At 67.6% G+C, this 25,238-nt stretch carries 27 protein-coding genes; 12 read left to right on the forward strand and 15 right to left on the reverse strand.

Annotated elements, in window-relative coordinates; genetic code table 11:
• Window positions 1-23 precede the first annotated feature (23 nt).
• Together GH664_RS08760 and GH664_RS08765 are read left to right on the forward strand one after the other, a co-directional pair.
• Window positions 24-521: a TlpA disulfide reductase family protein gene (locus GH664_RS08760; RefSeq protein WP_153167727.1), complete on the forward strand. Its 498-nt coding sequence runs from the start codon at window positions 24-26 to the stop codon at window positions 519-521.
• Window positions 522-523: 2 nt separating this feature from the next.
• Window positions 524-1,225 (forward strand): pentapeptide repeat-containing protein, encoded by a 702-nt coding sequence (locus GH664_RS08765; RefSeq protein ID WP_153167729.1) that lies wholly within the window; start codon window positions 524-526, stop codon window positions 1,223-1,225.
• Window positions 1,226-1,285: 60 nt separating this feature from the next.
• On the opposite strand, the gene lipA is transcribed toward GH664_RS08765, so the two are convergent.
• From lipA to GH664_RS08820, 11 genes are all read right to left on the reverse strand, one after another.
• Entirely contained in the window at window positions 1,286-2,233 is a 948-nt protein-coding gene (gene lipA / locus GH664_RS08770; protein ID WP_153167730.1) for a lipoyl synthase, read from the reverse strand.
• Between the two features lie 53 nt (window positions 2,234-2,286).
• On the reverse strand, window positions 2,287-2,958 hold the full coding sequence (lipB, locus tag GH664_RS08775; RefSeq protein ID WP_153167732.1) for a lipoyl(octanoyl) transferase LipB: 672 nt from the start codon (window positions 2,956-2,958) through the stop codon (window positions 2,287-2,289).
• The gene (locus GH664_RS08780) at window positions 2,955-3,230 is read right to left on the reverse strand and encodes a YbeD family protein (RefSeq protein ID WP_153167734.1); all 276 of its coding nucleotides are present in this window, start codon (window positions 3,228-3,230) and stop codon (window positions 2,955-2,957) included. The genes lipB and GH664_RS08780 overlap by 4 nt, the downstream gene beginning before the upstream one ends.
• Window positions 3,223-4,083 carry a D-amino acid aminotransferase gene (locus GH664_RS08785; RefSeq protein ID WP_153167736.1) on the reverse strand — a complete coding sequence of 287 codons (861 nt, stop codon included), beginning with the start codon at window positions 4,081-4,083 and terminating at the stop codon, window positions 3,223-3,225. Before GH664_RS08785 ends, GH664_RS08780 begins: the two co-directional genes overlap by 8 nt.
• A 56-nt stretch (window positions 4,084-4,139) precedes the next feature.
• Window positions 4,140-5,270 carry a D-alanyl-D-alanine carboxypeptidase family protein gene (locus GH664_RS08790; protein ID WP_153167738.1) on the reverse strand — a complete coding sequence of 377 codons (1,131 nt, stop codon included), beginning with the start codon at window positions 5,268-5,270 and terminating at the stop codon, window positions 4,140-4,142.
• A gap of 137 nt (window positions 5,271-5,407) precedes the next feature.
• Window positions 5,408-6,445, reverse strand: a complete 1,038-nt coding sequence (locus GH664_RS08795) for a septal ring lytic transglycosylase RlpA family protein (protein ID WP_153167739.1) — start codon at window positions 6,443-6,445, stop codon at window positions 5,408-5,410.
• 16 nt (window positions 6,446-6,461) lie between these two features.
• Window positions 6,462-7,604 carry a rod shape-determining protein RodA gene (gene rodA / locus GH664_RS08800; RefSeq protein ID WP_153167741.1) on the reverse strand — a complete coding sequence of 381 codons (1,143 nt, stop codon included), beginning with the start codon at window positions 7,602-7,604 and terminating at the stop codon, window positions 6,462-6,464.
• A complete protein-coding gene (mrdA, locus tag GH664_RS08805; RefSeq protein WP_153167743.1) occupies window positions 7,601-9,490 on the reverse strand; it encodes a penicillin-binding protein 2 in 1,890 nt (629 codons plus the stop codon). The genes rodA and mrdA overlap by 4 nt, the downstream gene beginning before the upstream one ends.
• A gap of 11 nt (window positions 9,491-9,501) precedes the next feature.
• The gene (gene mreD, locus GH664_RS08810; RefSeq protein ID WP_153167745.1) at window positions 9,502-10,023 is read right to left on the reverse strand and encodes a rod shape-determining protein MreD; all 522 of its coding nucleotides are present in this window, start codon (window positions 10,021-10,023) and stop codon (window positions 9,502-9,504) included.
• Window positions 10,024-10,026: 3 nt separating this feature from the next.
• Window positions 10,027-10,923 (reverse strand): rod shape-determining protein MreC, encoded by an 897-nt coding sequence (gene mreC / locus GH664_RS08815; protein ID WP_153167746.1) that lies wholly within the window; start codon window positions 10,921-10,923, stop codon window positions 10,027-10,029.
• Between the two features lie 59 nt (window positions 10,924-10,982).
• On the reverse strand, window positions 10,983-12,026 hold the full coding sequence (locus tag GH664_RS08820; RefSeq protein ID WP_153167748.1) for a rod shape-determining protein: 1,044 nt from the start codon (window positions 12,024-12,026) through the stop codon (window positions 10,983-10,985).
• 147 nt (window positions 12,027-12,173) lie between these two features.
• Here GH664_RS08820 and gatC point away from each other — a divergent pair, with 147 nt between their 5' ends.
• The 7 genes from gatC (at window position 12,174) to GH664_RS08855 (ending at window position 19,204) form a co-directional block, all read left to right on the forward strand.
• Window positions 12,174-12,461: an Asp-tRNA(Asn)/Glu-tRNA(Gln) amidotransferase subunit GatC gene (gene gatC / locus GH664_RS08825; protein WP_153167750.1), complete on the forward strand. Its 288-nt coding sequence runs from the start codon at window positions 12,174-12,176 to the stop codon at window positions 12,459-12,461.
• A 61-nt stretch (window positions 12,462-12,522) separates the two neighbouring features.
• The gene (gene gatA, locus GH664_RS08830; RefSeq protein ID WP_153167751.1) at window positions 12,523-13,995 is read left to right on the forward strand and encodes an Asp-tRNA(Asn)/Glu-tRNA(Gln) amidotransferase subunit GatA; all 1,473 of its coding nucleotides are present in this window, start codon (window positions 12,523-12,525) and stop codon (window positions 13,993-13,995) included.
• Window positions 13,992-14,468, forward strand: coding sequence for a hypothetical protein (locus GH664_RS08835; RefSeq protein WP_153167753.1), 477 nt, complete (start codon window positions 13,992-13,994; stop codon window positions 14,466-14,468). Before gatA ends, GH664_RS08835 begins: the two co-directional genes overlap by 4 nt.
• Window positions 14,469-14,538: 70 nt before the next feature.
• Complete coding sequence (gatB, locus tag GH664_RS08840) at window positions 14,539-15,999, forward strand: Asp-tRNA(Asn)/Glu-tRNA(Gln) amidotransferase subunit GatB (protein ID WP_153167755.1); 1,461 nt, start codon at window positions 14,539-14,541, stop codon at window positions 15,997-15,999.
• Window positions 16,000-16,228: 229 nt separating this feature from the next.
• Window positions 16,229-17,053, forward strand: a complete 825-nt coding sequence (locus GH664_RS08845; RefSeq protein ID WP_153167757.1) for a class II glutamine amidotransferase — start codon at window positions 16,229-16,231, stop codon at window positions 17,051-17,053.
• A gap of 86 nt (window positions 17,054-17,139) precedes the next feature.
• Complete coding sequence (locus tag GH664_RS08850) at window positions 17,140-17,565, forward strand: HIT family protein (RefSeq protein ID WP_153167759.1); 426 nt, start codon at window positions 17,140-17,142, stop codon at window positions 17,563-17,565.
• 25 nt (window positions 17,566-17,590) lie between these two features.
• A complete protein-coding gene (locus GH664_RS08855; protein ID WP_153167760.1) occupies window positions 17,591-19,204 on the forward strand; it encodes a hypothetical protein in 1,614 nt (537 codons plus the stop codon).
• On the opposite strand, the gene phoR is transcribed toward GH664_RS08855, so the two are convergent.
• Window positions 19,191-20,510: a phosphate regulon sensor histidine kinase PhoR gene (phoR, locus tag GH664_RS08860; protein ID WP_153167762.1), complete on the reverse strand. Its 1,320-nt coding sequence runs from the start codon at window positions 20,508-20,510 to the stop codon at window positions 19,191-19,193. The two genes, GH664_RS08855 and phoR, sit on opposite strands and share 14 nt — an antisense overlap.
• A 33-nt stretch (window positions 20,511-20,543) precedes the next feature.
• A complete protein-coding gene (gene phoB, locus GH664_RS08865) occupies window positions 20,544-21,254 on the reverse strand; it encodes a phosphate regulon transcriptional regulator PhoB (RefSeq protein WP_153167764.1) in 711 nt (236 codons plus the stop codon).
• 156 nt (window positions 21,255-21,410) lie between these two features.
• On the opposite strand from phoB, the gene GH664_RS08870 reads away from it, so the two are divergent.
• The 3 genes from GH664_RS08870 to GH664_RS08880 all read left to right on the forward strand — a co-directional run bounded on the left by GH664_RS08870 (window position 21,411) and on the right by GH664_RS08880 (window position 23,232).
• A complete protein-coding gene (locus tag GH664_RS08870; RefSeq protein WP_153167766.1) occupies window positions 21,411-21,833 on the forward strand; it encodes a gamma-butyrobetaine hydroxylase-like domain-containing protein in 423 nt (140 codons plus the stop codon).
• Between the two features lie 7 nt (window positions 21,834-21,840).
• Window positions 21,841-22,578: a bifunctional demethylmenaquinone methyltransferase/2-methoxy-6-polyprenyl-1,4-benzoquinol methylase UbiE gene (gene ubiE, locus GH664_RS08875; protein WP_153167768.1), complete on the forward strand. Its 738-nt coding sequence runs from the start codon at window positions 21,841-21,843 to the stop codon at window positions 22,576-22,578.
• A 75-nt stretch (window positions 22,579-22,653) separates the two neighbouring features.
• Window positions 22,654-23,232, forward strand: coding sequence for an SCP2 domain-containing protein (locus tag GH664_RS08880; protein WP_153167770.1), 579 nt, complete (start codon window positions 22,654-22,656; stop codon window positions 23,230-23,232).
• Between the two features lie 105 nt (window positions 23,233-23,337).
• On the opposite strand, the gene GH664_RS08885 is transcribed toward GH664_RS08880, so the two are convergent.
• The gene (locus GH664_RS08885; RefSeq protein WP_153167772.1) at window positions 23,338-23,763 is read right to left on the reverse strand and encodes a F0F1 ATP synthase subunit epsilon; all 426 of its coding nucleotides are present in this window, start codon (window positions 23,761-23,763) and stop codon (window positions 23,338-23,340) included.
• Window positions 23,764-23,831: 68 nt separating this feature from the next.
• A complete protein-coding gene (atpD, locus tag GH664_RS08890) occupies window positions 23,832-25,232 on the reverse strand; it encodes a F0F1 ATP synthase subunit beta (protein ID WP_153167774.1) in 1,401 nt (466 codons plus the stop codon).
• Between the last annotated feature and the right edge of the window lie 6 nt (window positions 25,233-25,238).

Here is a 25,238-nt window from a genome sequence, read left to right on the forward strand (position 1 = left end):
CCGGAAAGAGTGGAACACAGGGCATGAAAGTGAAGATTTTTGCCGTCGTTGCAGCCGTCATGCTCGGCATCGCTGGCTATTTTGTCTACTCGAAGAAGCCGGCCGCGCCGGACGTCGCGTTTGCCACGCTGCAGGGCCAGAGTTTCCGCACCGCCGACCTGCACGGCAAGGTGGTGCTGGTGAATTTCTGGGCCACCACCTGCACCACCTGCGTCAAGGAAATGCCCGGCCTGAAGGACACCCACGACCGCTTCCACGCACGCGGCTTCGAGACGGTGGCGGTGGCGATGGATTACGACCCGCCCAGCCAGGTGCAGGCCTACGTCGAGCGCAGCGCCCTGCCCTTCACCATCGTGCTCGACCGCGACGGCAGCATCGCGCGCGGCTTCGAGGGCGTGCGGCTGACGCCGACCAGCTTCATCCTCAACAAGCGCGGGGAAATCGTGCAGAAGATCCTCGGCGAACCGGATTTCGCCCGGCTGCACGCGCTGATCGAACAGTTACTGGCAGAAGCGGCCTGAGCATGCCCCTTCGCAATCCTGGCGCGCCAACGCGCGCCGACTGCCCCGCGGGGCGCCCGCGGACACGCCTCGCCACGCTGGCCGCCCTGGCCCTGATGCTGCTTCTGCCGGGCCCGACGGTCGCGCAGCGGGCGGGGATGATCGGCGGCTGCGACATCCGGCGCGGCACCTTGTGCACCAACCTGAACCTGAACGGTGCCAACCTCGCCGGGGTCAATCTGGCGAACTCCCAATTCACCCAGTCCGACCTGTCGGAAGCCAATCTGGCCGGCGCCACGCTCGACGAAGCGAACTTCGCCAGCACCGAACTGCGCGGCACCGATTTCCGCAACGCTTCGATGGTGCGCATCAACCTGCGCGGCGCGCGCTTGATCGACGCGAAGCTGACCGGCGCCAACCTCGGCAACGCCATCCTGCAGAACGCCGACCTGAGCAAGGCGGACCTCTCCGGCGCGGTGCTGGCCAACGCGGATTTCAGCAACGCCCGCCTCGAAGGCGCCAACCTGCAGGGCGCCAACCTGCAGCGCGCCAACCTGCGCGCCGCCAAGCTGAAGGGCGCCTCGTTGGCCGGCGCCAGGCTGCACGGCGCCAACTTCACCCGCGCCTCGCTGATCGACGCCGACCTCACCGGGGCGGACATCGATCAGGCGATCTTCCTGAATGCGCAGATGCAGGGGTGCAAGGGCTGCCCGACCACCCCCTGAGCGACGGCGCCCGGAAGGGCTCCTGAACCGGCGGAAATCCAGCCGACCCTCAGGCCGGGATCAGACCACTCCGGCGCCGTGTGCCTGCTGGTCGGCCCAGTAGCTGGAGCGCACCATCGGGCCACAGGCGGCGTTCTTGAAGCCCATTTTCAGCGCTTCGGTCTCGAACATCTTGAAGGTGTCGGGGTGCACGTAGCGCAGCACCGGCAGGTGGCCGGTGGAGGGCTGCAGGTACTGACCGATGGTGAGCATGTCCACGTCGTGCGCGCGCAGGTCGCGCAGCACTTCGAGGATCTCTTCGTCGGTCTCGCCCAGGCCGACCATCAGGCCGGACTTGGTCGGCACCTCGGGATGGCGGGCCTTGAATTCCTTCAGCAGCTTGAGCGAATAGGCGTAGTCCGAACCCGGGCGGGCCTGCTTGTAGAGGCGCGGCACGGTCTCGAGGTTGTGGTTCATGACGTCGGGCGGCGCGGCGTCGAAGATCTCGAGCGCGATCTCCATGCGGCCACGGAAGTCGGGCACCAGCACCTCGATGCGGGTGGCGGGCGAGGCGGCGCGCGTCTCGCGAATGCAGTCCACGAAGTGCTGGGCGCCGCCGTCACGCAGGTCGTCACGGTCCACCGAGGTGATCACCACGTAGTTGAGGCGCATCGCGGCGATGGTCTTGGCGAGGTCGGCCGGCTCGTTCGGGTTGAGCGGCTCGGGGCGGCCGTGGCCGACGTCGCAGAACGGACAGCGGCGGGTGCAGATGTCACCCATGATCATGAAGGTGGCCGTGCCCTTGCCGAAGCATTCGTGGATGTTGGGGCAGGAGGCTTCCTCGCACACGGTGTGCAGCTTGTGCTCGCGCAGGGTTTCCTTGATCTCGTTGAAGCGTTCGGCCTCCTGGCCGGCGCCGAGCTTGATGCGGATCCACTCCGGCTTCTTCAGGCGTTCGGCGGGGACGATCTTGATCGGGATGCGGGCGGTCTTGTCGGCGCCGCGCTGCTTGCGCGCTGGGGTTTCCATGTTCGCTTGCTCTCTGTGGGTTCCGGGTAGGAAAACGGGGGCTAGGGGCGGGATTATGTCCCGTCCGGCCCGGATGCGACAGCCTGCCCGGTGTGATCCGGCACATCAGCGCTGTCGGCAAGGGGTGGCAGCAGCCGCTGCAGGTGGGCCAGCAGGCGCTCGCCCGCGCCGGCCACCGTCTCAACGACGCCGAAATCCTTCATCTGTATGGTGCGCAAGCCTTCGTAGCCGCAAGGGTTGATCCAGGTGAACGGGGTCAGGTCCATGTCCACGTTCAGGCTCAGGCCGTGATAGCTGCAGCCGTTACGCACGCGCAGGCCGAGGGCGGCGATCTTGTCGCCGCCGATGTAGACGCCGGGCGCGCCCTCCTTGCGCTCCGCCGACAGGCCGTAGTCGGCGAGCGTGTCGATGATGGCCTGCTCCATCAGCGTGACCAGCTCGCGCACCTTCAGGCGGCGGCGCGGCAGGTCGATCAGCAGGTAGGCGACGAGCTGACCGGGGCCGTGGTAGGTGATCTGGCCGCCGCGGTCGATCTGCACCAGCGCAATGCCCGCAGGGTTCTGCCGCAGGTGTTCGGGGCGGCCCGCCTGCCCCAGGGTGTAGACCGGCGGATGTTCCAGCAGCCAGATCTCGTCGGCGGTGTCGTTGCCGCGCTGCGCGGTGAAGGCGCGCATCGCCTCGAGCGCCGGCGCGTAATCGACGCGGCCGAGGCGCTTGACGATCACAGCACCACCTTCACCATGGGGTGCGAGGTCAGCGCACGGTACAGGTTGTCGACCTGCTCCTGCGACTCCGCGCGGAAAGTGCAGGTGACGGCGAGGTAATTGCCCTTGCTGGAAGGGCGCATCTCCATCGTCGCGGCGTCGAAATCGGGCGCATGCACCAGCACGACTTCCAGCACCGCCTGGGCGAAGCCATCGACGCGCGCGCCCATGATCTTGATCGGGAAGTCGCAGGGAAACTCCAGCAGGGTCTGGCGGGATTGCGGATCAGCCACTTCTCATCACCGTGTCTTTGAATTCCTGGTACCAGGCGTAAAGTTGCCGGCCGACCGGGCCGGGTTTGCCGCTGCCCACCGGGCGGCCGTCAAGCGTGGTGATCGGCAGTACTTCCTTGGGCGAGGAGCACATCAGCAGTTCGTCGGCGCTGCGCACCTCGGCCTCGAGGATCTCGCGCACCTCGTGCGGCAGGCCGTGGCGGGCGGCGAGCTCGAGCACCACGTCGTAGGTGACGCCGGGCAGCATCAGGTGGCTGTTGGGCGGCACGCACAGCACGCCTTCCTTGACCACGAAGATGCTCGAGGCGGCGCCTTCGGTCAGGAAGCCGTCGCGAAACAGGATGGTCTCGGTGCAGCCCTGGTCCACCGCGAGCTGGCGCAGCAGGCAGTTGGCCAGCAGCGACACCGTCTTGAGGTCGCAGCGCAGCCAGCGGAAATCGGCCGAACTCACCGCGCCAACGCCGGCCTCGCGCTCGGGTTCGCCCGGCGTGACCAGCGGCTCGCTCATCAGGAACACGGTGGGCGCCACCGCCGGCGACGGGAAAGCCTGGTTGCGCCGCGCATCCACGCCGCGGCTGACGTGCAGGTAGACGCCCTGGTCGGCCGGCTCGTTGCGGGCGATGACTTCGATCACCATCGCCGCCCATTCGTCCGCGCTGTGCGGATTGGGCAGGCGGATCGCCGCCAGCGTGCGCTCGAGCCGGCGCAGGTGCTCGGCCAGCCGGAAAGGCTTGCGCGAATACACCGGAATGACCTCGTAGGCGCCGTCGCCGAACAGGAAGCTGCGGTCCATCGGCGACACGCGCGCCTCGGCCAGCGGCAAGTAGTTTCCGTCGAGGTAGCAGATGCTCATGGGAGGCTCCGCGGCGCCGGTGATCCCGAGTTCCGTCCGTTGCGGACCGGCCGGGCTCAGAGGCTCTTGAACCACATCACGATGGCGTCCCACAGGCGGCCGAAGAAGCCGGCCACCGGCACGTCCTGCAGGGCCACCACAGGATATTCCCCGAGCGGCTTGCCGTCGAGGCTGAGCTTGAGCGTGCCGATGCGCTGGCCGCGCTCCAGCGGCGCGACGAGCGGCTGCTGGCTCTCGACCGTGGACTGCACCTTGGCCGCCCCATCCTTGGGCAGCGACAGCATCAGGTCGCTGGTGAAGCCGGCACCCACTTCGTTGGCCTTGCCCTTCCACACGCGGAACTGCGACAGCGCCTGGTCGGCGGAATACAGCTTCACCGTGTCGTAGAACTGGAAGCCGAAGTTCAGCAGCTTCAGCGACTCCTGCGCACGCACGGTGTCGGAGCTGGCACCGAGCACCACCGAGATCAGGCGGCGCGGGCCGCGCAGCGCGGACGACACCAGGCAGTAGCCGGCCGCGGCGGTGTGGCCGGTCTTCATGCCGTCGACGGTGGCGTCGAGGTACAGCAGGCGGTTGCGGTTGGGCTGGGTGATGCCGTTGTAGGTGTAGGCCTTCATCGAGTAGAGGCTGGCGTACTCCTGCGGGAAGTCGCGGATGATGGCGGAGGCGAGCTTGCCCAGGTCACGCGCGGTGGTGTAGAGCTGCGGATCGGGCAGGCCGTTGGAGTTGGTGAAATGGGTGTTGGTCATCCCCAGGCGCTGGGCCTCGCGGTTCATCAGCGCAGCGAAGGCCTCCTCGCTGCCGGCGATGAGTTCGGCCAGCGCGACGCAGGCGTCGTTGCCCGACTGCACGATCACGCCGCGGATCAGCTCCTGCACCGTCACCGGCTTCAGCGGCTCGATGAACATGCGCGAGCCTTCCATGCGCCAGGCCTTCTCAGACACCGGCACCGTCTGGTCCGGCGTGATGGTGCCAGCCTTGAGCGCGGCGAAGGTCAGGTAGGCGGTCATCAGCTTGGTGAGCGAGGCCGGCTCGATGCGGGCGTCGGGGTCCTTTTCGGCCAGCACCTGGCCGGTGGCGTGGTCGACGAGCACCCACGCCCGGGCGGCGAGCGCCGGCGGCGGCACCTGTTGCGCGAGGGCAGTGAACGAGAACAGGGAAATCAGCAGGGCAATGACGAAACGCATGGGAAAAACCTGGGGGAAGAAAAGGACTGCTCCGAGGCAGGGCCGGAATTATAGGGCGCGAGACAAACAGGGACTGGAGATGAAAGGCTTTGTTTCATCCCTCCCGCCGCATGATACCGATTTGATGCTGCAATGCATCAACGAATGACCACGAAGGGTTTGAGCTTGAGCTTGTCGCCCATGCTGGCCGCCGCGGCCTTCGCCTCCTCGACCGTGGCGTAGGGGCCGGCATGCAACTGGAAGCGGTCGCCGCTGGGAATCAGCTCGACACGCTCGGCGAACGCGGAGGCCTCCTCGTGCACCGTGGCATGGAAGCTCTCGGCATTGACGCGCGACGCGAAGGCCCCCAACTGCAGGTAGATGCCGCCGCCGCTTGCCGACGGCAGCGGCGGCGCGAGGCTGGCCACCGCCTCGGGCTTGCGCGCGGGCGCCTGCGGCGGACCGGCGCGTCCCCTGATCGGCGGCACGGGCCTTGCGGAGGCGACGAGGGGAACCTCGTCGGTGAGGATCTGCTCCACCTCGACATCGGCGCTGCCGGCATTGACGTAGCCGAGCTTGTACGCCGCGGCGTAGGACAGGTCGATGACGCGCCCCTTGTGGAAAGGGCCGCGGTCGTTGATGCGCACCACGACCGAGCGGCCGTTGCCCAAGTGCGTGACGCGCGCATAGCTCGGGATGGGCAGCGTCGGGTGCGCCGCGGTCATCGAGTACATGTCGTAAGGCTCGCCGCTGGACGTCGCGTTGCCGTGGAACTGGCGCCCGTACCAGCTCGCCCGACCCTGCTCGCGCCAGGGCGCGATGCGCGTCTGCGGCACATAGCTCTGGCCGAGCACGCTGTACGGGCGATTGGCAAAGCGGTGCAGCGGCTCGGCGCGGGGCTCGGGATCGGGAATGTCTGCGAGATTGCCGGGGATGTCGTCGCCCGGGCCATCGTTCTGGTAGTAGCCCCCACCGCGCCGCGCCGCGCGCGCCGCGGCGGACGGCTTGCCCTGCATTTCGGGAATGGTGAGGTGGGCATCGGCTCCGCCCGGCGGCGGGGTCGCAGTGGTGCCGCAGGCAGAGAGCAATGCAGCCGCGGCAAGGCCGGCCAGCGGCGATGCTCCGCTCCGCCACGGCGACCGCACGCCGGCCAGGGCGGCGGCAGTCGGACGGTCTGGGCGGCTGTCGAGCTTCATTGCGGCAAGGGCGGGCTCAGGTCTGCTTGGAGATGCGGCTGCGCTGGATGCTCATGAGGATCCCGACACCGAGACAGAGCGTGACGAGCGCAGTTCCCCCGTAGCTGATGAAGGGCAGCGGCACCCCCACCACCGGCAGGATGCCGCTCACCATACCCATGTTCACGAAGGCATAGGTGAAAAAGATCATCGTGATCGCGCCGGCCAGCAGGCGCGTGCCCAGCGTCGGCGCCACCAGCGCGATGTGAAAGCCGCGCACCAGCAGCAGCAGGTACGTGGCAAGCAGGACCAGCGTGCCGACCAGCCCGAACTCCTCGGACAGCACGGCAAAGATGAAATCGGTGTGGCGCTCGGGCAGGAAGGACAGGTGGGTCTGGGTGCCGTTCTGCCAGCCCTTGCCGGTGATGCCGCCCGAGCCGATGGCGATCGTCGACTGGATGATGTGGAAGCCCTTGCCAAGCGGATCCTGCGTCGGGTCGAGCAGCGTGCACACACGATGCTTCTGGTATTCGCGCATCACCTTCCAGTCCACGTCGGGCTGGCAGATGGTGTCGCCAAAGGCGACGATGGAGCCGATGCCGACGATGCCCACCAGCGCCACCGGCACGATCAGCTTCCAGCTCAGGCCGGCGAAGAAGATCACGTAGAACCCGGCCGCCGCCACCAGCACGCTGGTGCCCAGGTCGGGCTGGACCAGGATCAGGCCGACGGGCACGACCAGCATCAGCCCGGCGACGATGAACTCGCGCAGGCCGATGCGCCCCTCGCGTTGCTGGAAGAACCAGGCCAGCATCATCGGCATCGCGATCTTCATCAGCTCGGAGGGCTGGATGCGGGTGACGCCGATGTCGAGCCAGCGGCGCGCCCCCTTCGATACCTCGCCGAAGAGATCCACTCCGACCAGCAGCACGGTACCGAGCAGGTAAAGCGGCAAGGCCATGCCGAGCAGGCGCTGCGGCGGAATGGCCGCCACCACCCACATCGTCACCAGCGCGATGGCGCCGTGCAGCAACTGGGAATCGAGGCGCTCAGGCGAGGCGCTGCCCATGATCACCAGCGCATAGCCCATGAGCGTCAGCAGCACCAGCAGCAGGACGGGATCGAGCGCGCGCAGCAGCCTGCGCACCACCTCGAGCAGATGCACGGAGTAATCGCTCATTCGTCGCTCTCCACGGCGTCGGCGTCCTCGTCCGCGGGCTGGTCGGCACGGCTCTTGAGCAGGTGGTAGTCGATCACCCGGCGCGCGATCGGCGCCGCCGACTGCGCGCCGAAGCCGCCGTTCTCCACCAGCACGGCGAGCGCGATCTTCGGCTTGTCGGCCGGCGCGTAGGCGATGAACCAGGAATGGTCGCGCAGGCGCTCGCTGACGCGCCCTTCGACGTACTTGCCGCCCTTCAGCGAGAACACCTGCGCGGTGCCGGTCTTGCCGCCCACCTCGTAGGGGGCGCCGCGGAAGGCGCGCGCGCCGGTGCCCGACTTGTTCACGTCGACCATCGCCGAGCGCACCGCTGCCACATGCGCCGGGTTGAGGGAGATCGTGCGCAGCGGCTCGGGCGCCACCGGGCGTTTCACGCCGTGGGCATCGAGCACGTTGCGCACAAGATGCGGCCGGAACAGCTTGCCGTCATTGACGACTGCCGCCAGCGCGTTGGCGAGCTGCACCGGCGTGTAGGCGTTGTAGCCCTGGCCGATGCCCACCGAGATCGTCTCGCCGCCATACCAGCGCTGCAGTTCGGCTTTGCGGAAGCGCTTCCTCTTCCACTCGGGCGATGGCAGCACGCCTTCCGCCTCGCCCGGCAGGTCGATGCCGGTGCGCGCGCCGAAGCCCAGCGGCCCCATGAAGCCGGCAATGGCGTCGATGCCGAGATCGTTGGCAAGCTGGTAGTAGAAGGTGTTGCACGACACGACGATGGACTTGTGGATGTCCACCATGCCGTGACCACCGACCCTATCGTCCATGAAGCGGTGGCCGCCGAAGTTGAAGTAGCCCGGATCGGCCATCGCGTAGCCCAGCGTGCGCTTGCCGGTGGTGAGGCCGGCCAGCGCCATGAAGGGCTTGAAGGTCGAGCCCGGCGGATAGGCGGAGAAGATCGCGCGATTGAGCAGCGGATGGTCGGGCGAGTCGTTGAGCTCCTTCCAGTCCTGCGTCGAGATGCCTTCGACGAAGAGGTTGGGATCGAAGGTCGGCGTCGATACCAGCGCCAGCACGCCCCCCGTCTCCGGCTCGATCGCGACCAGCGCGCCACGGCGCTTGCCGAAAGCCGCTTCGGCCACCTTCTGCAGCTCGATGTCGAGCGTCAGCTCGAGGTCGCTGCCGGGCACGGCAGGCGAGCGCGCCAGCGCCCTCACCGCGCGGCCGCCGGCGTTCACCTCGACCTGCTCGAAGCCGGTCTGGCCATGCAGCTCGGCCTCGTACGACTGCTCCAGCCCCGCCTTGCCGATGTATTCCGAGCCGCGATAGTTGGCGGTGTCGCCCCGCTCCTCGATGCGATCGACGTCGCGCTGGTTCATGCGGCCGATGTAGCCGATGATGTGCGACGCCGTCGCTCCCAGCGGATAGTCGCGGAACAGGCGAGCCTGCACTTCGACGCCCGGGAAGCGATAGCGCTGGGCGACGAAGCGCGCGACCTCCTCGTCGCTGAGACGGGTACGGATCGGGACGCTGTCGAAGTTGCGGCTTTCCTCGAGGATCTTGCGGAAACGGCGCCGGTCGCGCGGCTCGATGGGGATGATCTCCGAGAGTCCGTCTATCGTCGCTTCCAGGTCACCGACGCGCGACGGCGTGATCTCCAGCGTGTATGCGGCATAGTTGCGCGCCAGCACGACGCCGTTGCGGTCCACGATGGTGCCGCGCTTGGGCACGGTGGGCAGCAGCGCGATGCGGTTGTCTTCGGCGCGGGTCAGGTAGTAATCGTGCCGCTTCACCTGCAGGTAGTAGAAGCGCGAGGCCAGCAGGCCGAAGCAGACGAGCACGAACAGCGCAGCCACGGCGACGCGGCGGCGGAAGCGCGCGCTGTCCTGGTCGGGAGTGCGGAATTCGGCCATCGGCGCGGCGCTCAGATCGGCCGGTTGTCGTCGCGGTCGACCGGCTGGAACTGCGGCAGCAGCAGCAGGTAGGTGAGCGGCACCCACAGCAGCAGGCTGGTGAAGCTCGACAGGAAGTACGACCAGCCAGGGAACTCCGCCCCGGCGATCATGCGCACGACCACCATCAGCACCTGCGACGCGAGCAGCATGGGCAGCACATGCAGCGCCTGCTGCAGCGGCGGGAACCACATCAGCCGGCGCGCGAGGCCATTGACCAGGTAGGCCAGCACCACATAGGCCAGCGCATGTTGCCCGAGCGCGGCGCCGAGGCCGACATCGACGAGCAGGCCGAAGACGAAGCCGGTGCCCATGCCGATGCGCAGCGGCTCGCGGATACACCAGACCGCCAGCACCAGCGCCACCCAGTCGGGCACGCCAGGCGTGCGTCCGGTCGGGATGTATTCCAGACCGAGTGCGACGAACAGGCTCAGGTAGATGAACCAGCCCTTGGCCGGCAGCAGGATGCGGCTGGATCGATTACTCGGCTGCATGGCTCAGCGCCCCTTACCCTTCTTCTTTTCCACCGGCGGCGCGGGCGCGGGCGGAGCCGGCGGCAAGTCCACGCGGCCGATCACCAGCACCTGCATGCTGCGCTCCACGCCGGCGAGCGGCTCGCACACGATGCCGGCAAAGGCATCGCCCTCGCGGTCCACCGAGACAACGGTGGCCACCGGCAGCCCGGGCACGAAGACGCCGTCCAGCCCCGACGTCACCAGGCGGTCGCCCGGCTGAATGTCGGCCGAGCCGATCACGAAGCGCATTTCCAGGCGACCCTGGCCGGCGCCGAACAGCACCCCGCGCAGGCCGTTGCGCTCGACCTGAACGGGGATGGCCTGGTTGCGGTCGGTGAGCAGCGTCACCTCCGACTGCACCGGAAACACCCGCGTCACCTGGCCGATGACGCCGCCAGCGTCCACCACCGCAAGGCCGGGCTCGATGCCCTGCTGCGCGCCGCGATCGAGGATGACCTTGCGCGCGAACGGGTCGGGCGCGTTGTACAGGATGTCGGCAGCGATGCTGCGCGTCTGCACGCGCTGCGCCATCTCGAGCAGCTTGCGCAGATGAGCATTTTCCTGCTGCAGCAATTCATAGCGCAGCAGACGCTCGCCCGAACCGAGCTGCTGGCGGCGCAGTTCGGCGTTGTCGCGCTGCACTTCGACCAGGGTGGCGAAATACACCGACGCATTGCGCACCACGTCGGCCGGTGTTGCCGCCGCCATCTGCAGGGGATAGGTGACCACCGACATCGCGTGCCGGAACACTTCCAGGTAGCGAAAGCGCAGATCCGACACCAGCATCGCCAGGCACACGCTGACGAACAGCATCAGGCGCACCAGCGGTGCCGGTCCGCGCCGGAAGATCGGAGGCGGCTTGTGGCCGACGAGGGACATCGGAGGGATCCGGGATCAGCGCGTCGCCGGCACGCGCCGGCGACGAAGGCTCGGGCCGCTCAGTCCGACGTGAAGATGGAAGCGAGCTTGTCCATCTTGTCGAGCGCCATGCCGCAGCCGCGCGCGACGCAGGTCAGCGGCTCCTCGGCGACGATCACCGGCAGGCCGGTCTCTTCCATGAGCAGGCGGTCGAGGTCGCGCAGCAGCGCGCCGCCGCCGGTCAGCACCATGCCGCGGTCGGCGATGTCGGCACCGAGTTCGGGCGGGGTCTGCTCGAGCGCGATCTTCACTGCGGAGACGATCTGGTTCAGCGGCTCGGACAGTGCCTCGAGGATCTCGTTGGACGAGATGGTGAAGCTGCGCGGAATGCCCTCGGCCAGGTTGCGACCCTTGACTTCCATCTCGCGCACTTCCGAGCCGGGGAAGGCGGAACCGATTTCCTTCTTGATGTTCTCGGCGGTCGTTTCGCCGATCAGCATGCCGTAGTTGCGGCGGATGTAATTGACGATGGCCTCGTCGAACTTGTCACCGCCGACGCGCACGCTGCCGGCATAGACCATGCCGCCGAGCGCGATGACGCCCACCTCGGTGGTGCCGCCGCCGATGTCGACCACCATCGAGCCGACCGCGTCGGAGACCGGCAGACCGGCGCCGATCGCCGCCGCCATCGGCTCCTCGATCAGGAACACCTGCGAGGCGCCGGCCGCCAGCGCCGCGTCGCGGATCGCGCGGCGCTCGACCTGGGTGGAGCCGCAGGGCACGCAGATGATGATGCGCGGGCTGGGCGACAGCAGGCGGGAATCGTGCACCTTCTTGATGAACTGCTTGATCATCTGCTCGGTGACGACGAAGTCGGCGATCACACCGTCCTTCATGGGCCGGATCGCGGTGATGTTGCCGGGCGTCTTGCCGAGCATCTGCTTGGCTTCGCGGCCGACCGCCTGGATGGTGCGCTTGGCGTTGGGGCCGCCTTCGGTACGAATCGCCACCACCGAGGGTTCGTCGAGCACGATGCCCTTGTTGCGCACGTAGATCAGGGTATTGGCGGTGCCGAGGTCGATCGCGAGATCGTTGGAAAAGTAGGAGCGCAGGAAACCGAACATGAGCCTTCCGAAACCGATGAGGGATGTCTGCCGCATCCGGGCCGGCGAATGCGGCGGGGCGACCGGGAACGCAATGCAGCCCCGAACGGGGCAAAGCGATTATGATAACCTACAAATCTTTGTAGACTCAGCAGGTTTTGTTACCTCATGTCGCTGTCCAACGAACAGGTCGGGCACATCGCCCGCCTCGCGCGCATCGCGCTCACCGACGCTGAAATCGAGTCCACCCGCGCCAAGCTCAACGACATCTTTGCGCTGATCGAGCAGATGCAGGCGGTCGACACCACCGGCGTGGCGCCGATGAGCCATCCGCAGGAACTCGCCACCCGCCTGCGGCCCGATATCGTCACCGAGACCGACCGCCGCGAAGCCTTCCAGAAGGTCGCGCCGCAGACCGAAGCCGGGCTCTACCTCGTGCCCAAAGTCATCGAATGAAGCCCGTGCGGGCGCCGGCCACCTGATTGCGCCGGCTCCGCGCCCCACCACCGCCGACACCATGATCAATGCCTCCCTCGTGGAACTGCGCCGCGCGCTCGACGCCAGGCAGATTTCCAGCGTCGAGCTCGCCACGCTGTTCCTGGACCGCATCACCGCGCTGAACCCGCAACTGAACGCCTTCATCACCGTCGACCGTGACGGCGCGCTGACCGCCGCGCGCGCGGCCGACGCGCGCATCGCCGCCGGCGACGCCGGTCCGCTGACCGGCATCCCGCTCGCCCACAAGGACGTGTTCTGCACCGAAGGCGTGCTGACCACCTGCGCGTCGAAAATGCTCGGCAACTTCGTCAGCCCCTACGACGCCCACGTCGTCAGCCTGCTGAAGGCCGCCGGCGCAGTAAGCCTGGGCAAGACCAACATGGACGAGTTCGCGATGGGCTCGTCGAACGAAAACTCCTACTACGGGCCGGTGAAGAACCCCTGGGACGCCACCCGCGTGCCCGGCGGCTCGAGCGGCGGTTCCGCCGCCGCGGTGGCGGCGCGCCTGGCACCGATCGCCACCGGCACCGACACCGGTGGCTCGGTGCGCCAGCCCGCGTCTTTCTGCGGCATCACCGGCATCAAGCCGACCTACGGCCTGGTGAGCCGCTACGGCATGGTCGCCTTCGCCTCGTCGCTCGACCAGGGCGGCGCCTTCGGCGCCAGCGCCGAGGACTGCGCGCTGCTGCTGTCGGCGATGACCGGCTTCGACGAACGCGATTCCACCAGCCTGGAACGCCCCGCCGAGGACTACGCCGCCGCGCTCGCCGCGCCGGCTGCAGGCAAGCCGCTCGACGGCCTGCGCATCGGCCTGCCGCGCGAGTTCTTCGCCGAAGGCATGGCCGACGGCGTGCGCACTGCGATCGAAGCGGCGCTGGCACAGTACCGCGCGCTCGGCGCGACCACCGTCGAGGTGTCGCTGCCCAATGCGAAGCTGGCGATCCCCGCCTATTACGTGATCGCGCCGGCCGAGTGCTCGAGCAACCTCAGCCGCTTCGACGGCGTGCGCTACGGCCACCGCGCCGCCGAATACACCGACCTCGCCGACATGTACGGCAAGAGCCGCGCGGAAGGTTTCGGCGCCGAAGTGAAGCGCCGCATCCTGGTGGGCACCTACGTGCTGTCGCACGGCTACTACGACGCTTACTACCTGCAGGCGCAGCGCCTGCGCCGGCTCATCGCCGAGGACTTCAAGGCCGCGCTGGCGCAATGCGACGTGATCGCCGGCCCGACCGTCCCCAACACCGCCTGGGCGCTCGGGGAAATGGCCGACGACCCGGTGCAGATGTACCTGTCGGACATCTACACCATCGCGGTGAACCTCGCCGGCCTGCCCGGCCTGTCGCACCCCTGCGGCTTCGACGCGCAAGGGCTGCCGGTCGGCCTGCAACTGGTGGGTGACTACTTCAGCGAGGCGCGCCTGCTGGCCACCACCCACCGCTTCCAGCAGGCCACCGACTGGCATCGGCAGCGGCCGGCGTGCGCCCAATGACTGCGCGCCGCGCGCCGCACGCCGGCTGGCTCGGCGCCCTCGCCGCGGCCGTGCTGGCGGCGGCGTGCGCCACGCCGTCACTGGAGCCTGGCGTCGGCGTGACGCGGCCGGGAGGTCGGCTGCAGCCGATGCCGCTGCGGCCGCTCGACGTCAGGGCGGACTGCAGTTTCACCGACGAGGTGGGCTACGGCGCACGAGCCATGCTCGACGTCAGCTACGCCGAGGTGAAGGCTTTCTCGGCCACGGTGAACGTGCCCAGGCGCGGCAGTTGCCGCATCGACGGCGAGTTCGCCCAGGTGAAGCGCACGCCGCACGTCGAGCTGCGTGCGCGTGACGGCTGCACCGTCAGCATGTGGGAACAGGGCGAGCAGGTCACCGTCGCCTTCACCCACTGCGCCAGCCGCTGCACCGCCGGCACCTTCGACTACGTGTGGCCGATCATCGTCGATCGCCGCACCGGCCAGTGCCACTGAGGCCGGGCCGCACAACCGAATTTGATGCGCGGCCGCCGTCGGGCAGCCGCAGGCAGGAACGGAAACGACCATGAGCAGAACCGATTGGGAAGTCGTCATCGGGCTGGAAGTGCATGCCCAGCTCAACACCGCCAGCAAGATCTTCTCCGGCGCCAGCACCGCCTTCGGCGCCGAGCCCAACCGCCAGACCAGCGCGGTGGACATCGCCCTGCCCGGCGTGCTGCCGGTGCTCAACCGCGGCGCCGTAGAGCGCGCGATCCGCTTCGGCCTGGCGATTGGCGCCCATGTCGCGCCGACCAGCGTGTTCGCGCGCAAGAACTACTTCTACCCTGACCTGCCGAAGGGCTACCAGATCAGCCAGTTCGAGCTGCCGGTGGTGCAGGGCGGCGAGATCACGATCCGCGTCGGCGAAGGCGACAAGGCGTATGAGAAGACGGTGCGCCTGACCCGCGCCCACCTCGAGGAAGACGCCGGCAAGAGCCTGCACGAGGACTTCCACGGCATGACGGGCATCGACCTCAACCGCGCCGGCACGCCACTGCTCGAGATCGTCTCGGAACCGGACATGCGTTCGTCGGCCGAGGCGGTGGCCTACGCCCGCGCGCTGCACGCGCTGGTGCGCTGGATCGACATCTGCGACGGCAACATGCAGGAAGGCTCGTTCCGCTGCGACGCCAACGTGTCGGTGCGGCACAAAGGCGCGACCGAATTCGGCACCCGGCGCGAGATCAAGAACCTCAACTCGTTCCGTTTCCTGCAGCAGGCGATCGACTACGAGGTGCAATGGCAGATCGCCACCATCGAGGACGGCGGCAGGATCCAGCAGGCCACCGTGCTGTTCGACCCCGACAGCGGCGAGACGCGCATGATGCGCTCGAAGGAAGACGCGCACGATTACCGCTACTTCCCCGACCCCGACCTGCTCCCGCTGGTGATTTCCGACGAGTGGAAGGCGCGCGTGCAGGCGGACATGCCCGAGCTGCCGGGTGCGATGAAGGCCCGCTTCATGGACGAATGGGGCCTGTCTGCATACGACGCCACGACGCTGACCGCCTCCAAGGAAGTCGCCGATTTCTACCAGGCCACGGTGTCGGCCGCGAGCGCTGCGCTGGCCAAGCCCTGCGCGAACTGGGTGATGGGCGACCTCGCCGCGCGCCTGAACAAGGCCGAGCTCGACATCTCCGCGTCGCCGGTCTCGCCCGCGCAGCTCGCCGGCCTGGTGGCGCGCATCGCCGACAACACCATCTCCAACGCCATAGGCAAGAAGGTGTTTGACGCGTTGTGGAACGGCGAGTGCACGACGGCCGATGAAATCATCGACAGGCAGGGCCTGAAGCAGGTCACCGACATCGGCGCGATCGAGGCCATCATCGACGAGGTGCTGGCCGCCAACCCGAAGTCGGTCGAGGAGTTCCGTGCCGGCAAGGAGAAGGCCTTCAATGCGCTGGTCGGCCAGGCGATGAAGGCGAGCAAGGGCAAGGCCAACCCGTCGCAGGTGAATGAGCTGCTGAGGAAGAAGCTGGGCGGTTGAGTCCCGAAGGACGCAGGTCTGGCGGTGGGGGATGCGTGGAGCAGGCGAGCACTGTCCGAGTCCCGAGCGCAGCGAGGTCGAGTTGCGCAGCCTGACGGAACGCATCCCCCACCGCCAGACCGGATTCGAAGCCCATATCGCAGACCTCGGTCCCACAACGGTCCAAAGCTGCCGCTGAGCGCACGCAGCTACAATCCGTTTCGGGACAACGCTCCGCAGGAGACGATCGATGTGCCAGCTCCTCGGCATGAACTGCAACGTGCCGACCGATATCTGCTTCTCGTTCGCGGGCTTTCGCGCGCGCGGCGGGCTCACCGACCACCACCGCGACGGCTGGGGCATCGCCTTCTTCGAAGGCGCCGGTGCGCGCGTCTTCCTCGACCCCTGCGCCAGCGCCTCGTCGCCGGTGGCCGAGCTGGTGCGCAGCTATCCGATCCGCTCGGTGAACGTCATCGCCCACATCCGAAAGGCCACGCAGGGCGAAGTGAAGCTGGAGAACACACACCCCTTCCAGCGCGAACTGTGGGGGCGCTACTGGATCTTCGCCCACAACGGCAACCTGCTCGCCTACCAGCCGGCGCTGTCCGGCCGCTTCCTGCCGGTGGGCAGCACCGATTCCGAGCGCGCCTTCTGCCACATTCTCGACACGCTGGCGCAGCGCTTCCCCGATGGCCCGCCCTCACCCGTCGCACTGCACTCGGCCCTGCGCGAACTGGCGACGACGATCGGCAGCCACGGCGAATTCAACTTCCTGCTGTCGGACGGCGAACGCCTCTTCGCGCACTGCTCGTCGCGGCTGTGCTACGTGGTGCGCAAGGCCCCCTTCCCGGTCGCCCACCTCGCCGACGAGGACGTGTCGGTGGACTTCAACGAGGTGACCTCGCCCACCGACCGCGTCGCCATCATCGTTACCACGCCGCTCACCGACAACGAGGCCTGGCAGCAGATTCCACCGGGCACGCTGCTGGCATTCCACGACGGCGAGCCCGAAGCGCTGGGCGAAACGGCCACCGTGGCGGCGCCACCGGGCGGCCGAATCTCCTCGCCTGCGTAAATGTTCTGCGTACGCGCATCGCCGTCACGTTAGAGTTATGGGCCGTTCCCTGCCAGTCTGCCTCCTCCATCCACCGCGAGCTTGTCATGGATTGTCCGCTGTGCGCTGCGCTGTCCCGCGCCGAGAGTGCTGAAACGCTGCTCTTCGAGGATGACCGCTGTCGGGTCATCCGCGTCGCCGATGAAGCCTATCCGGGCTTCTGCCGCGTGCTGTGGAAGCGGCACGTGGCCGAAATGACCGAGCTCGCGGCGGCGGAGCGACACCACCTGATGGACGTCGTGTTCGCCACCGAACAGGCGCTGCGCGAGTCGATGAACCCGGACAAGATCAACCTCGCGAGCTTGGGCAACATGGTGCCGCACCTGCACTGGCATGTCATTCCGCGCTTCCGTGACGATCGGCACTTTCCCGAGCCGATCTGGGGCGCCCCCCAACGCAACGGCGCAGTGCATGCCGCGCCGCCGACGGCCGCGCTCGCCCGATCCATCGCTGCAGCACTGACGCACGGCTGATCCCGCCACGCGTACGAGCCCAGACATGAACTTTCGCAATCCGGCCGACTGCCTGAACCTGCTGCGGCGCCTGCCTCCGACCGACATCGCCGCGAACCACGCGACGCTGTGCACGATGATGGCGGACCTGCTCGCGTCCATGCCTGCGCCCAACCAGCATCTCGAAGTCCTGGAAGCCGCACGTGATCTCGTGGTCTTCACGCAGGCCGAGATGGCCAGGCGCTACGCCGCGCGCCCGGTCGCGCCCGACAGCGCAGAGCACGACACGCTGTCGCGGGTTGCGGGTTTGTGGCGGGATCTGGCGCGCTCGTACGCCCGGATTGCACGCAGCGATGCCGAACAGGGCACGCTTGAAGACCAGCGGGTGCTGCTCGCCCAGCGGCGCGTGCACTGCGCCGGCATGGTGCTGGCGGAGTATTACCGCGCACACCTGGCCGTGCCGCCTGGCTGCTGGGCCGAGGTGCACGAGTGCTACGCGGCTGCCCGGCAGGCCGGCATCGAAGGCATCCGCGTCGCCGATCCGTCGAACGAATTCTGGAAGGCGCAGAGCCCCCGCGAAGCCTACGTCTCCATCTTGCTGCTCGACCTCGCCAACCCCTACGGCCGCGATGCCCGCGAATTGAACTGGATCCTGCGCTGGGCGCAGCGTTTCGCACCCTATTGCAGCCTCAGCGCGGAACTCGAGGACCACAAGGCCAACGTCTATGCGCTGGATCTGGCCGGCGACCGCGGTCTGGGTCCAGTTGGTCTGCTGCCGCGCACCGACGGTCTGCTGCGCTTCGATGGCAGCGCACTTGCAAACCAGATCCGCGGCGTGCTTGCGCAATTCAAGCAGGGCGTCAAGCCGGCGTCGCTCGGCCTGGGCGATGACTGCTCGCGCGACGTCTGTGCGCGGCTGCTGGTTTCGCTGTACCGGCCCTGGGGGCTGTCGTCGTCCGGGCGGCGTTTCCCACGCCGCACGACCACCGGCGAGATCGGGATGACCGCGGACTGGCTGGCCATCGGCTTCGGCATCGCCGGCAAGACGTTCGAACAGCCGCGCACCGCGCGGCCTCACGGCAGCGTGCGCGACGACATCTCGCTGCTGACATTCGGCGAGCGCGTCCCGCGCGCCAGCACCCCCGCGGCGGACACGCCGGAGCACCGCCGGCAACAGGCGGAGCGCCTGGGCCTCGCCTGCGAACAGTGGAAGCTGCTGGACCAGTCCGTCGGCGGCTTTCGCGTCGAGCAGGCTACCCGTGTGGAGGCCGTCGAACAGCATCGGCTTGTCGGCGTGCTGCCCCGGAATGGCGAGCTCATGCTGCTGGGCAAGATCAGTTGGCTGATGTGCAGGAGCGATGGCCGCCTGGAGGCGGGCGTGCATCTGCTGTCCGGCGTTCCGCGCGTGGTTGCCGTACGACCGGTCGTCGCCCAGGGGCGGCTGCCCGCCTTTCAGCAGGGGTTCGCGCTTCCAGCCAGCCCCGCGCTGAAGACGGATGCATCGCTGATCCTGCCTTGCGGCTGGTACCAGCGCGATCGCGAGATCGAGATCCGCGAAGGCGAGGCCACACCGCGTCGGGTGCGGCTCACCAAGCTCGCATTGCGCGGCGCCAATTTCGATCAGGCCTGTTTCGAGCCCTTGGCGGTCAATCCTGCGTGATGCGCGCGGACGGAAAGTGCACGGTGAACCGGCTGCCCGCGCCCGGACGGCTATGGACCGCGAGATCGGCCTGGTGGCGGGTGAGGATGTGCTTGACGATGGCCAGCCCCAGGCCGGTGCCGCCAGTCTCGCGCGAGCGCCCGCGGTCGACGCGGTAGAAGCGCTCGGTGAGGCGCGGGATGTGGTCGGCCTCGATGCCGATGCCATCGTCCTGAACCCAGAATTCGCCGCTGCCGTCCGCATCCAGGCGCCAGCCCATCTCGATGTTCCCGCCGGCAGGCGTGTAGCGCACCGCATTGCTCGCCAGGTTGGCGACGGCGCTGTGCAACTCCTTGTAGCTGCCGTGCAGCACGCCGCCGCCTTCCAGTTTCAACGTGACCGCATGCCGGCCTGCGGACAGCAGCTCGGTCTCCTTGTGCACCTCTCGCATCAGGTCGGCCGCGTCGACGTCCTCCTCCACCGGCGCTGGCGCACCGGTCTCGAGCGCCGACAAGGTCAGCAGGTCGTCGATCAGCCTGCGCATGCGCCCTGACTGCTCGTGGGCGAGCGTCAGGTAGCGGTGAACGTCCTCACGGGCGAAGTCGTCGAGGCCATCGGTCAGGGTTTCGAGGAAGCCCTCGATGACGGTCAGCGGGGTGCGCAGCTCGTGCGACACATTGGCGACGAAATCGCGCCGCATCGTTTCCAGCCGTTCGAGCTGCGAGATGTCGCGCGACAGCACCAGGTACTGGTCGTCGCCGAACGGAATCACCTGCACCTGCAGGGTCAGTCCGGCGCCCCGTCCGACGTGCATGACCAGCGGTTCGCCATAGCGGCGCGAACCCAGGTAGCGCACGAAGTCGGGATGGCGCACGAGGTGCGTCACCGGCGCGCCGAGGTCGCGCGCGCGGTCGAGGCCGAAATGCTGCTCCGCCCTGGCGTTGAGCCATTCGATGGTGTCATCGCTGGACAGATACAGCACGCCGTCGGGCATCGCCTGGCTGGCGCTCTGGAAGCGCTCCAGCGCGTGCGCGAGACGATCGCGCACCTCGTACGACTGGCGCGTACGCCGATCGAACTCCGCAAACACCCGTCCCCAGTAGCCACGCGCCGCAGGCACGGGAGTGCCGATGGGCTCGCGCGTCCACAACAGCAGACGGCGAAGCTGGAAGCGGTCATGGAGAACGAAGGCGATCAGGCCGGCGATGCAGACCGCCACGCCCCAACCCACGCCGACGATGACGAGCACGAGCAGCGAGACGAAGAACAGCAGGCTCAGCACGGCAAGCGCACTGGTCCACACATAACGGAGCGAACGGATGATCATGCCGGCGCGTGCGAGGAGGGGATCCGACAGCGATTATCGCGCCGGAGAAGCCTGCTGGGCCTGCGTCGACAGGCGATAACCGCTGCCGCGCACCGTCTGGATGAGCGCATCGTGCCCGCCTGGCTCGAGCGCGCAACGCAGGCGGCGGATGTGCACATCCACCGTGCGCTCCTCGACGAAGACATGGTCGCCCCACACCTGGTCGAGCAGTTGCGCGCGCGAATGCACGCGCTCGGGGTGCGTCATGAGGAAATGCAGCAGGCGGAATTCGGTCGGCCCCAGCGCCAGCGTCTGGTCGTCGGCGCTGACCCTGTGCGTGACCGGGTCGAGCCGCAGGCCACCGATCTCGACGGCATCCTCGGTCGCCTGCGGGGCGCGCCGGCGCAGCACGGCCTTGATGCGGGCGACGAGCTCGCGCGGGCTGAATGGCTTGGTGACGTAATCGTCGGCGCCGGTCTCGAGACCGACGACCTTGTCCTGTTCCTCGCCGCGCGCGGTGAGCATGATGATGGGCACGTTGCGCGTGCGCTCGTCGGCACGCAGCCGGCGGGCGAACTCGATACCCGAGGCGCCAGGCAGCATCCAGTCGAGCAGCACGAGGTCGGGCAAGGCTTCGCGCACGATGCGGCCGGCGATCTCCGCATCCGCAGCCCGCACGACATGATGCCCGGCACGCGCCAGGTTGGCGGCGATCAGTTCCTGGATGGCTGGCTCGTCTTCGACGAGCAGGATGTTGGCTGGCATGGTCTCGCTCCGCAGTCATTTGGCGCAGTGTATTGCAGCCGTTTGACCATTTGATGACACGTCATCAGCGTGAAATGCGCCGCGCCGCGCCGCGCCGCAGAAGGGGGTGGTCGATTCGGGTATGATGATGACCCCCCGTAGACCGAGGCTGCTGCCATGGCCGGACTGGACCAGGACACCCCGCTTCCCACCGAGATCACGCTGCACCGCAAGTCGCGCGTGCTCGAGATCGCCTTCGACGACGGCACCCGCTTCCAACTGCCGTTCGAATTCCTGCGCGTGTATTCCCCCTCGGCCGAAGTGCGCGGCCATGGCCCGGGCCAGGAGACCCTGCAGCAGGGCAAGCGCGACGTCGACGTGCTGAGCCTGGAGCCCGTGGGCAACTACGCGGTGAAGCCGGGTTTCTCCGACGGCCACGACAGCGGACTCTATTCCTGGGACTACCTCTACATGCTGGGCCGTGAGCAGGAGCGGCTGTGGAGCGAGTATCTCGCGCGCCTCGAGCGCGAAGGCGGCACCCGCGATCCGGCGAAAGTCCCGCCGCCCGCACCGAAGGGCGGCTGCGGACATCATCACTGAGCAGATCATGAGCGACAAGACGACCCACTTCGGCTTCCAGACGGTGGCCGAGGAAGCGAAGCAGAGGAAGGTGGCCGAGGTGTTCTCCTCGGTGGCGCAGAAATACGACGTGATGAACGACCTCATGTCCATGGGCCTGCACCGGCTATGGAAGGCGTTCACGATCCAGGTGTCCGGCGTACGTGAAGGCGACCGCGTGCTCGACGTCGCCGGGGGCACCGCCGACCTGTCGCTCGCCTTCGCGAAGAAGGTGGGACCTCGCGGCCAGGTATGGCTCACCGACATCAACCACGCGATGCTGTCGCGCGGCCGCGACCGCGTGATCGATGCCGGCTACCCGCTGCCGGTGGCGCAGTGCAATGCAGAGAAGCTGCCTTTCCCGGACGACTGGTTCGACTGCGTCACCGTCGCCTTCGGCCTGCGCAACATGACCCACAAGGACGTCGCCATCGCCGAGATGCGCCGCGTGCTGCGCCCCGGTGGCCGCTTGCTGGTGCTCGAATTCTCGCGCGTGTGGAAGCCGCTGTCGCCGCTGTATGACTTCTATTCGTTCAAGGTGCTGCCGTGGATGGGCCAGAAGGTCGCCAGCGACGCCGACAGCTACCGCTACCTGGCCGAATCCATCCGCATGCATCCGGGGCAGGAAGAACTGAAGGCGTTGATGGAACAGGCCGGACTGGCGCGGGTCGATTACTTCAACCTTAGCGCCGGCGTGGTCGCCCTGCACCGCGGCTACAAGCTCTGACACGGTAACGTCCCGACGACGGCCGGTCTGCCACAACCGCCCGCCGCACCGGCGGGCACGAACAGCGTTGACGCCATGATCGACAACCTTTTCCTGTCCGCCACCAATCACCTGCTCGCCCAATCGGGATGGGCGCGCAAGCGGCTCGCGCCGCACGCCGGGCGCACTGCGCGACTCGAACTACAGCCGCTGGGTGCGATCGATTTCTCCGTGGCGGGCGACGGGCATCTCGCACAATGGACGTCCGATGAAGCGCCGGACGTACTGCTGCGGGTGCCGCTCGGCCAGCTTCCGCAGGCGCTGGGGGAAGGCATGGAAGCCGTCATGCGGCAGGTGCGGATCGAGGGCAATGCCGAGTTCGCCGATGCGCTCGGCTTCGTCTTCCGCCACCTGCGCTGGGACCTGGAAGAGGATCTGTCGCGCGTGGTGGGCGACATCGCGGCCCACCGACTGGTGGAGACCGGCCGGCAGCTCACCGAGCAGGGCCGGCGCGCGCTCGCCAGCGCGGGCGGCAACGTCGCCGAATACCTTGTCGAGGAGCAGCCGATGCTCGTCTCACGCCACGCTCTTCCGGGTTTCGCCGCCGAAGTGGCCGAACTGCGCGACGCGGTCGCACGCATGGACAAGCGCATCGCACGGCTGGCGCGGCGCTGATCCGGCGTCCCCTCCCCCTGCCCGCGCGATCACGGCACAAAAAAAGCAGCCCCTCGGGCTGCTTTTTTTTGAATGCCGCCGCATACGGCAGCGGCGACCCTGCGATCAGTGGCCGCGCTTGCGCAGCTTGTTGATCGCCTCGAGCTGGGCGATCGCCTCGATCAGCTCGGCCTGCGCCTTCGCATAATCGAGCTTGGCCGTCTGGTTGCGCAGGGCTTCTTCGGCCTTCTGCTTGGCCTCGAGCGCCTTGGCTTCGTCCAGATCCTTGCCGCGGATCGCGGTATCGGCCAGCACGGTGACCAAGCCCGGCTGAACTTCCAGCAAGCCACCAGCGACGAAGACCAATTCCTCGTCCGCCTGATTCGGAAGCTTGACCCGCACTGCACCGGGCTTGATCCGGGTCATCAGCGGCATGTGGCCCGGCAGGATGCCGAGTTCGCCCGCTTCGCCCGGCAACGCGACGAATTCGGCGAGCCCGGAGAAGATCTGCTCTTCTGCGCTGACGATGTCTACGTGAACTGTCATTGCCATAGTGTGTCCTCTTCAGAGCCGCGCGGCAAGAAACTCGCCGCGCGGGAGTTTAGGCAAAGCCAGGCCGGTTATGACAGCTTCTTCGCCTTCTCCATGGCCTCTTCGATACCGCCGACCATGTAGAAAGCCTGCTCGGGCATGTGGTCGCACTCGCCGCTCACGATCATCTTGAAGCCGGCGATCGTGTCCTTCAGCGAGACGTACTTGCCGGGCGAGCCGGTGAACACTTCCGCGACGTGGAAGGGCTGCGACAGGAAGCGCTGGATCTTGCGCGCCCGGGCCACGGCGAGCTTGTCGTCCGGCGACAGTTCGTCCATACCCAGAATCGCGATGATGTCGCGCAGTTCCTTGTACTTCTGCAGCGTCTGCTGCACCTGACGCGCCACGTTGTAGTGCTCTTCGCCCACGACCAGCGGATCGAGCTGGCGCGAGGTGGAGTCGAGCGGATCGACGGCCGGGTAGATACCCAGCGCGGCGATGTCGCGCGACAGCACGACGGTGGAGTCGAGGTGCAGGAAGGTGGTGGCCGGCGACGGGTCGGTCAAGTCATCCGCAGGCACATACACGGCCTGGATCGAGGTGATCGAGCCGACCTTGGTGGAGGTGATGCGCTCCTGCAGGCGGCCCATTTCTTCCGCCAGCGTCGGCTGGTAACCCACCGCGGACGGCATCCGGCCCAGCAGCGCGGACACTTCGGTACCGGCCAGCGTGTAGCGGTAGATGTTGTCCACGAAGAACAGGATGTCCCGGCCTTCGTCGCGGAAACGCTCGGCCATGGTCAGGCCGGTCAGCGCCACGCGCAGACGGTTGCCCGGGGGTTCGTTCATCTGACCGAACACCATCGCGACCTTGTCCAGAACGTTGGAGTCCTTCATCTCGTGGTAGAAGTCGTTGCCCTCACGGGTACGCTCACCCACGCCGGCGAACACCGACAGACCGGAGTGCTGCTTCGCGATGTTGTTGATCAGCTCCATCATGTTCACGGTCTTGCCGACGCCGGCGCCACCGAACAGACCCACCTTGCCGCCCTTGGCGAACGGGCAGATCAGGTCGATAACCTTGATGCCGGTCTCGAGCAGTTCCACGGACGGCGACAGCTCGTCGAACTTCGGCGCCTTCTGGTGGATCGCGCGCAGCTCGTCGGTCTCGATCGGACCCGCTTCGTCGATCGGGCGACCCAGCACGTCCATGATGCGGCCGAGCGTGCCGTGACCGACCGGCACCGAAATCGGCTTGCCGGTGCCGGAAACCTTCATGCCACGGCGCAGGCCGTCGGAAGAACCCAGCGCGATGGTGCGCACCACGCCGTCGCCGAGCTGCTGCTGGACCTCGAAGGTCAGGCCAGCTTCGGCGAAGGAGTCGGCAGCGTCCTCGAGCTTCAGGGCGTCATACACCTTGGGCATCGAATCGCGCGGGAACTGGATGTCCACCACGGCGCCGATGCACTGAACGATCGTACCTTGACTCATCGTCAT

Origin of the sequence: Thauera sp. 2A1 (assembly GCF_009469595.2) — a bacterium.
In the GTDB taxonomy this organism is placed as follows: Bacteria; Pseudomonadota; Gammaproteobacteria; order Burkholderiales; family Rhodocyclaceae; genus Thauera.

Excerpts from the sequence above, each read along its gene's own strand:
- GH664_RS08880 (WP_153167770.1), top strand. The coding sequence starts at position 22,654 with ATGATCGACAACCTTTTCCTGTCCGCCACCAATCACCTGCTCGCCCAA.
- mreD (WP_153167745.1), bottom strand. The coding sequence starts at position 10,023 with ATGCAGCCGAGTAATCGATCCAGCCGCATCCTGCTGCCGGCCAAGGGC.
- GH664_RS08760 (WP_153167727.1), top strand. The coding sequence starts at position 24 with ATGAAAGTGAAGATTTTTGCCGTCGTTGCAGCCGTCATGCTCGGCATC.
- GH664_RS08885 (WP_153167772.1), bottom strand. The coding sequence starts at position 23,763 with ATGGCAATGACAGTTCACGTAGACATCGTCAGCGCAGAAGAGCAGATC.
- GH664_RS08790 (WP_153167738.1), bottom strand. The coding sequence starts at position 5,270 with ATGCGTTTCGTCATTGCCCTGCTGATTTCCCTGTTCTCGTTCACTGCC.
- ubiE (WP_153167768.1), top strand. The coding sequence starts at position 21,841 with ATGAGCGACAAGACGACCCACTTCGGCTTCCAGACGGTGGCCGAGGAA.
- GH664_RS08795 (WP_153167739.1), bottom strand. The coding sequence starts at position 6,445 with ATGAAGCTCGACAGCCGCCCAGACCGTCCGACTGCCGCCGCCCTGGCC.
- mreC (WP_153167746.1), bottom strand. The coding sequence starts at position 10,923 with ATGTCCCTCGTCGGCCACAAGCCGCCTCCGATCTTCCGGCGCGGACCG.
- GH664_RS08850 (WP_153167759.1), top strand. The coding sequence starts at position 17,140 with ATGGATTGTCCGCTGTGCGCTGCGCTGTCCCGCGCCGAGAGTGCTGAA.
- phoR (WP_153167762.1), bottom strand. The coding sequence starts at position 20,510 with ATGATCATCCGTTCGCTCCGTTATGTGTGGACCAGTGCGCTTGCCGTG.
- GH664_RS08870 (WP_153167766.1), top strand. The coding sequence starts at position 21,411 with ATGGCCGGACTGGACCAGGACACCCCGCTTCCCACCGAGATCACGCTG.
- phoB (WP_153167764.1), bottom strand. The coding sequence starts at position 21,254 with ATGCCAGCCAACATCCTGCTCGTCGAAGACGAGCCAGCCATCCAGGAA.
- rodA (WP_153167741.1), bottom strand. The coding sequence starts at position 7,604 with ATGAGCGATTACTCCGTGCATCTGCTCGAGGTGGTGCGCAGGCTGCTG.
- GH664_RS08835 (WP_153167753.1), top strand. The coding sequence starts at position 13,992 with ATGACTGCGCGCCGCGCGCCGCACGCCGGCTGGCTCGGCGCCCTCGCC.
- GH664_RS08845 (WP_153167757.1), top strand. The coding sequence starts at position 16,229 with ATGTGCCAGCTCCTCGGCATGAACTGCAACGTGCCGACCGATATCTGC.
- lipA (WP_153167730.1), bottom strand. The coding sequence starts at position 2,233 with ATGGAAACCCCAGCGCGCAAGCAGCGCGGCGCCGACAAGACCGCCCGC.
- gatA (WP_153167751.1), top strand. The coding sequence starts at position 12,523 with ATGATCAATGCCTCCCTCGTGGAACTGCGCCGCGCGCTCGACGCCAGG.
- atpD (WP_153167774.1), bottom strand. The coding sequence starts at position 25,232 with ATGAGTCAAGGTACGATCGTTCAGTGCATCGGCGCCGTGGTGGACATC.
- GH664_RS08855 (WP_153167760.1), top strand. The coding sequence starts at position 17,591 with ATGAACTTTCGCAATCCGGCCGACTGCCTGAACCTGCTGCGGCGCCTG.
- gatC (WP_153167750.1), top strand. The coding sequence starts at position 12,174 with ATGTCGCTGTCCAACGAACAGGTCGGGCACATCGCCCGCCTCGCGCGC.
- GH664_RS08765 (WP_153167729.1), top strand. The coding sequence starts at position 524 with ATGCCCCTTCGCAATCCTGGCGCGCCAACGCGCGCCGACTGCCCCGCG.
- gatB (WP_153167755.1), top strand. The coding sequence starts at position 14,539 with ATGAGCAGAACCGATTGGGAAGTCGTCATCGGGCTGGAAGTGCATGCC.
- mrdA (WP_153167743.1), bottom strand. The coding sequence starts at position 9,490 with ATGGCCGAATTCCGCACTCCCGACCAGGACAGCGCGCGCTTCCGCCGC.
- GH664_RS08785 (WP_153167736.1), bottom strand. The coding sequence starts at position 4,083 with ATGAGCATCTGCTACCTCGACGGAAACTACTTGCCGCTGGCCGAGGCG.
- GH664_RS08820 (WP_153167748.1), bottom strand. The coding sequence starts at position 12,026 with ATGTTCGGTTTCCTGCGCTCCTACTTTTCCAACGATCTCGCGATCGAC.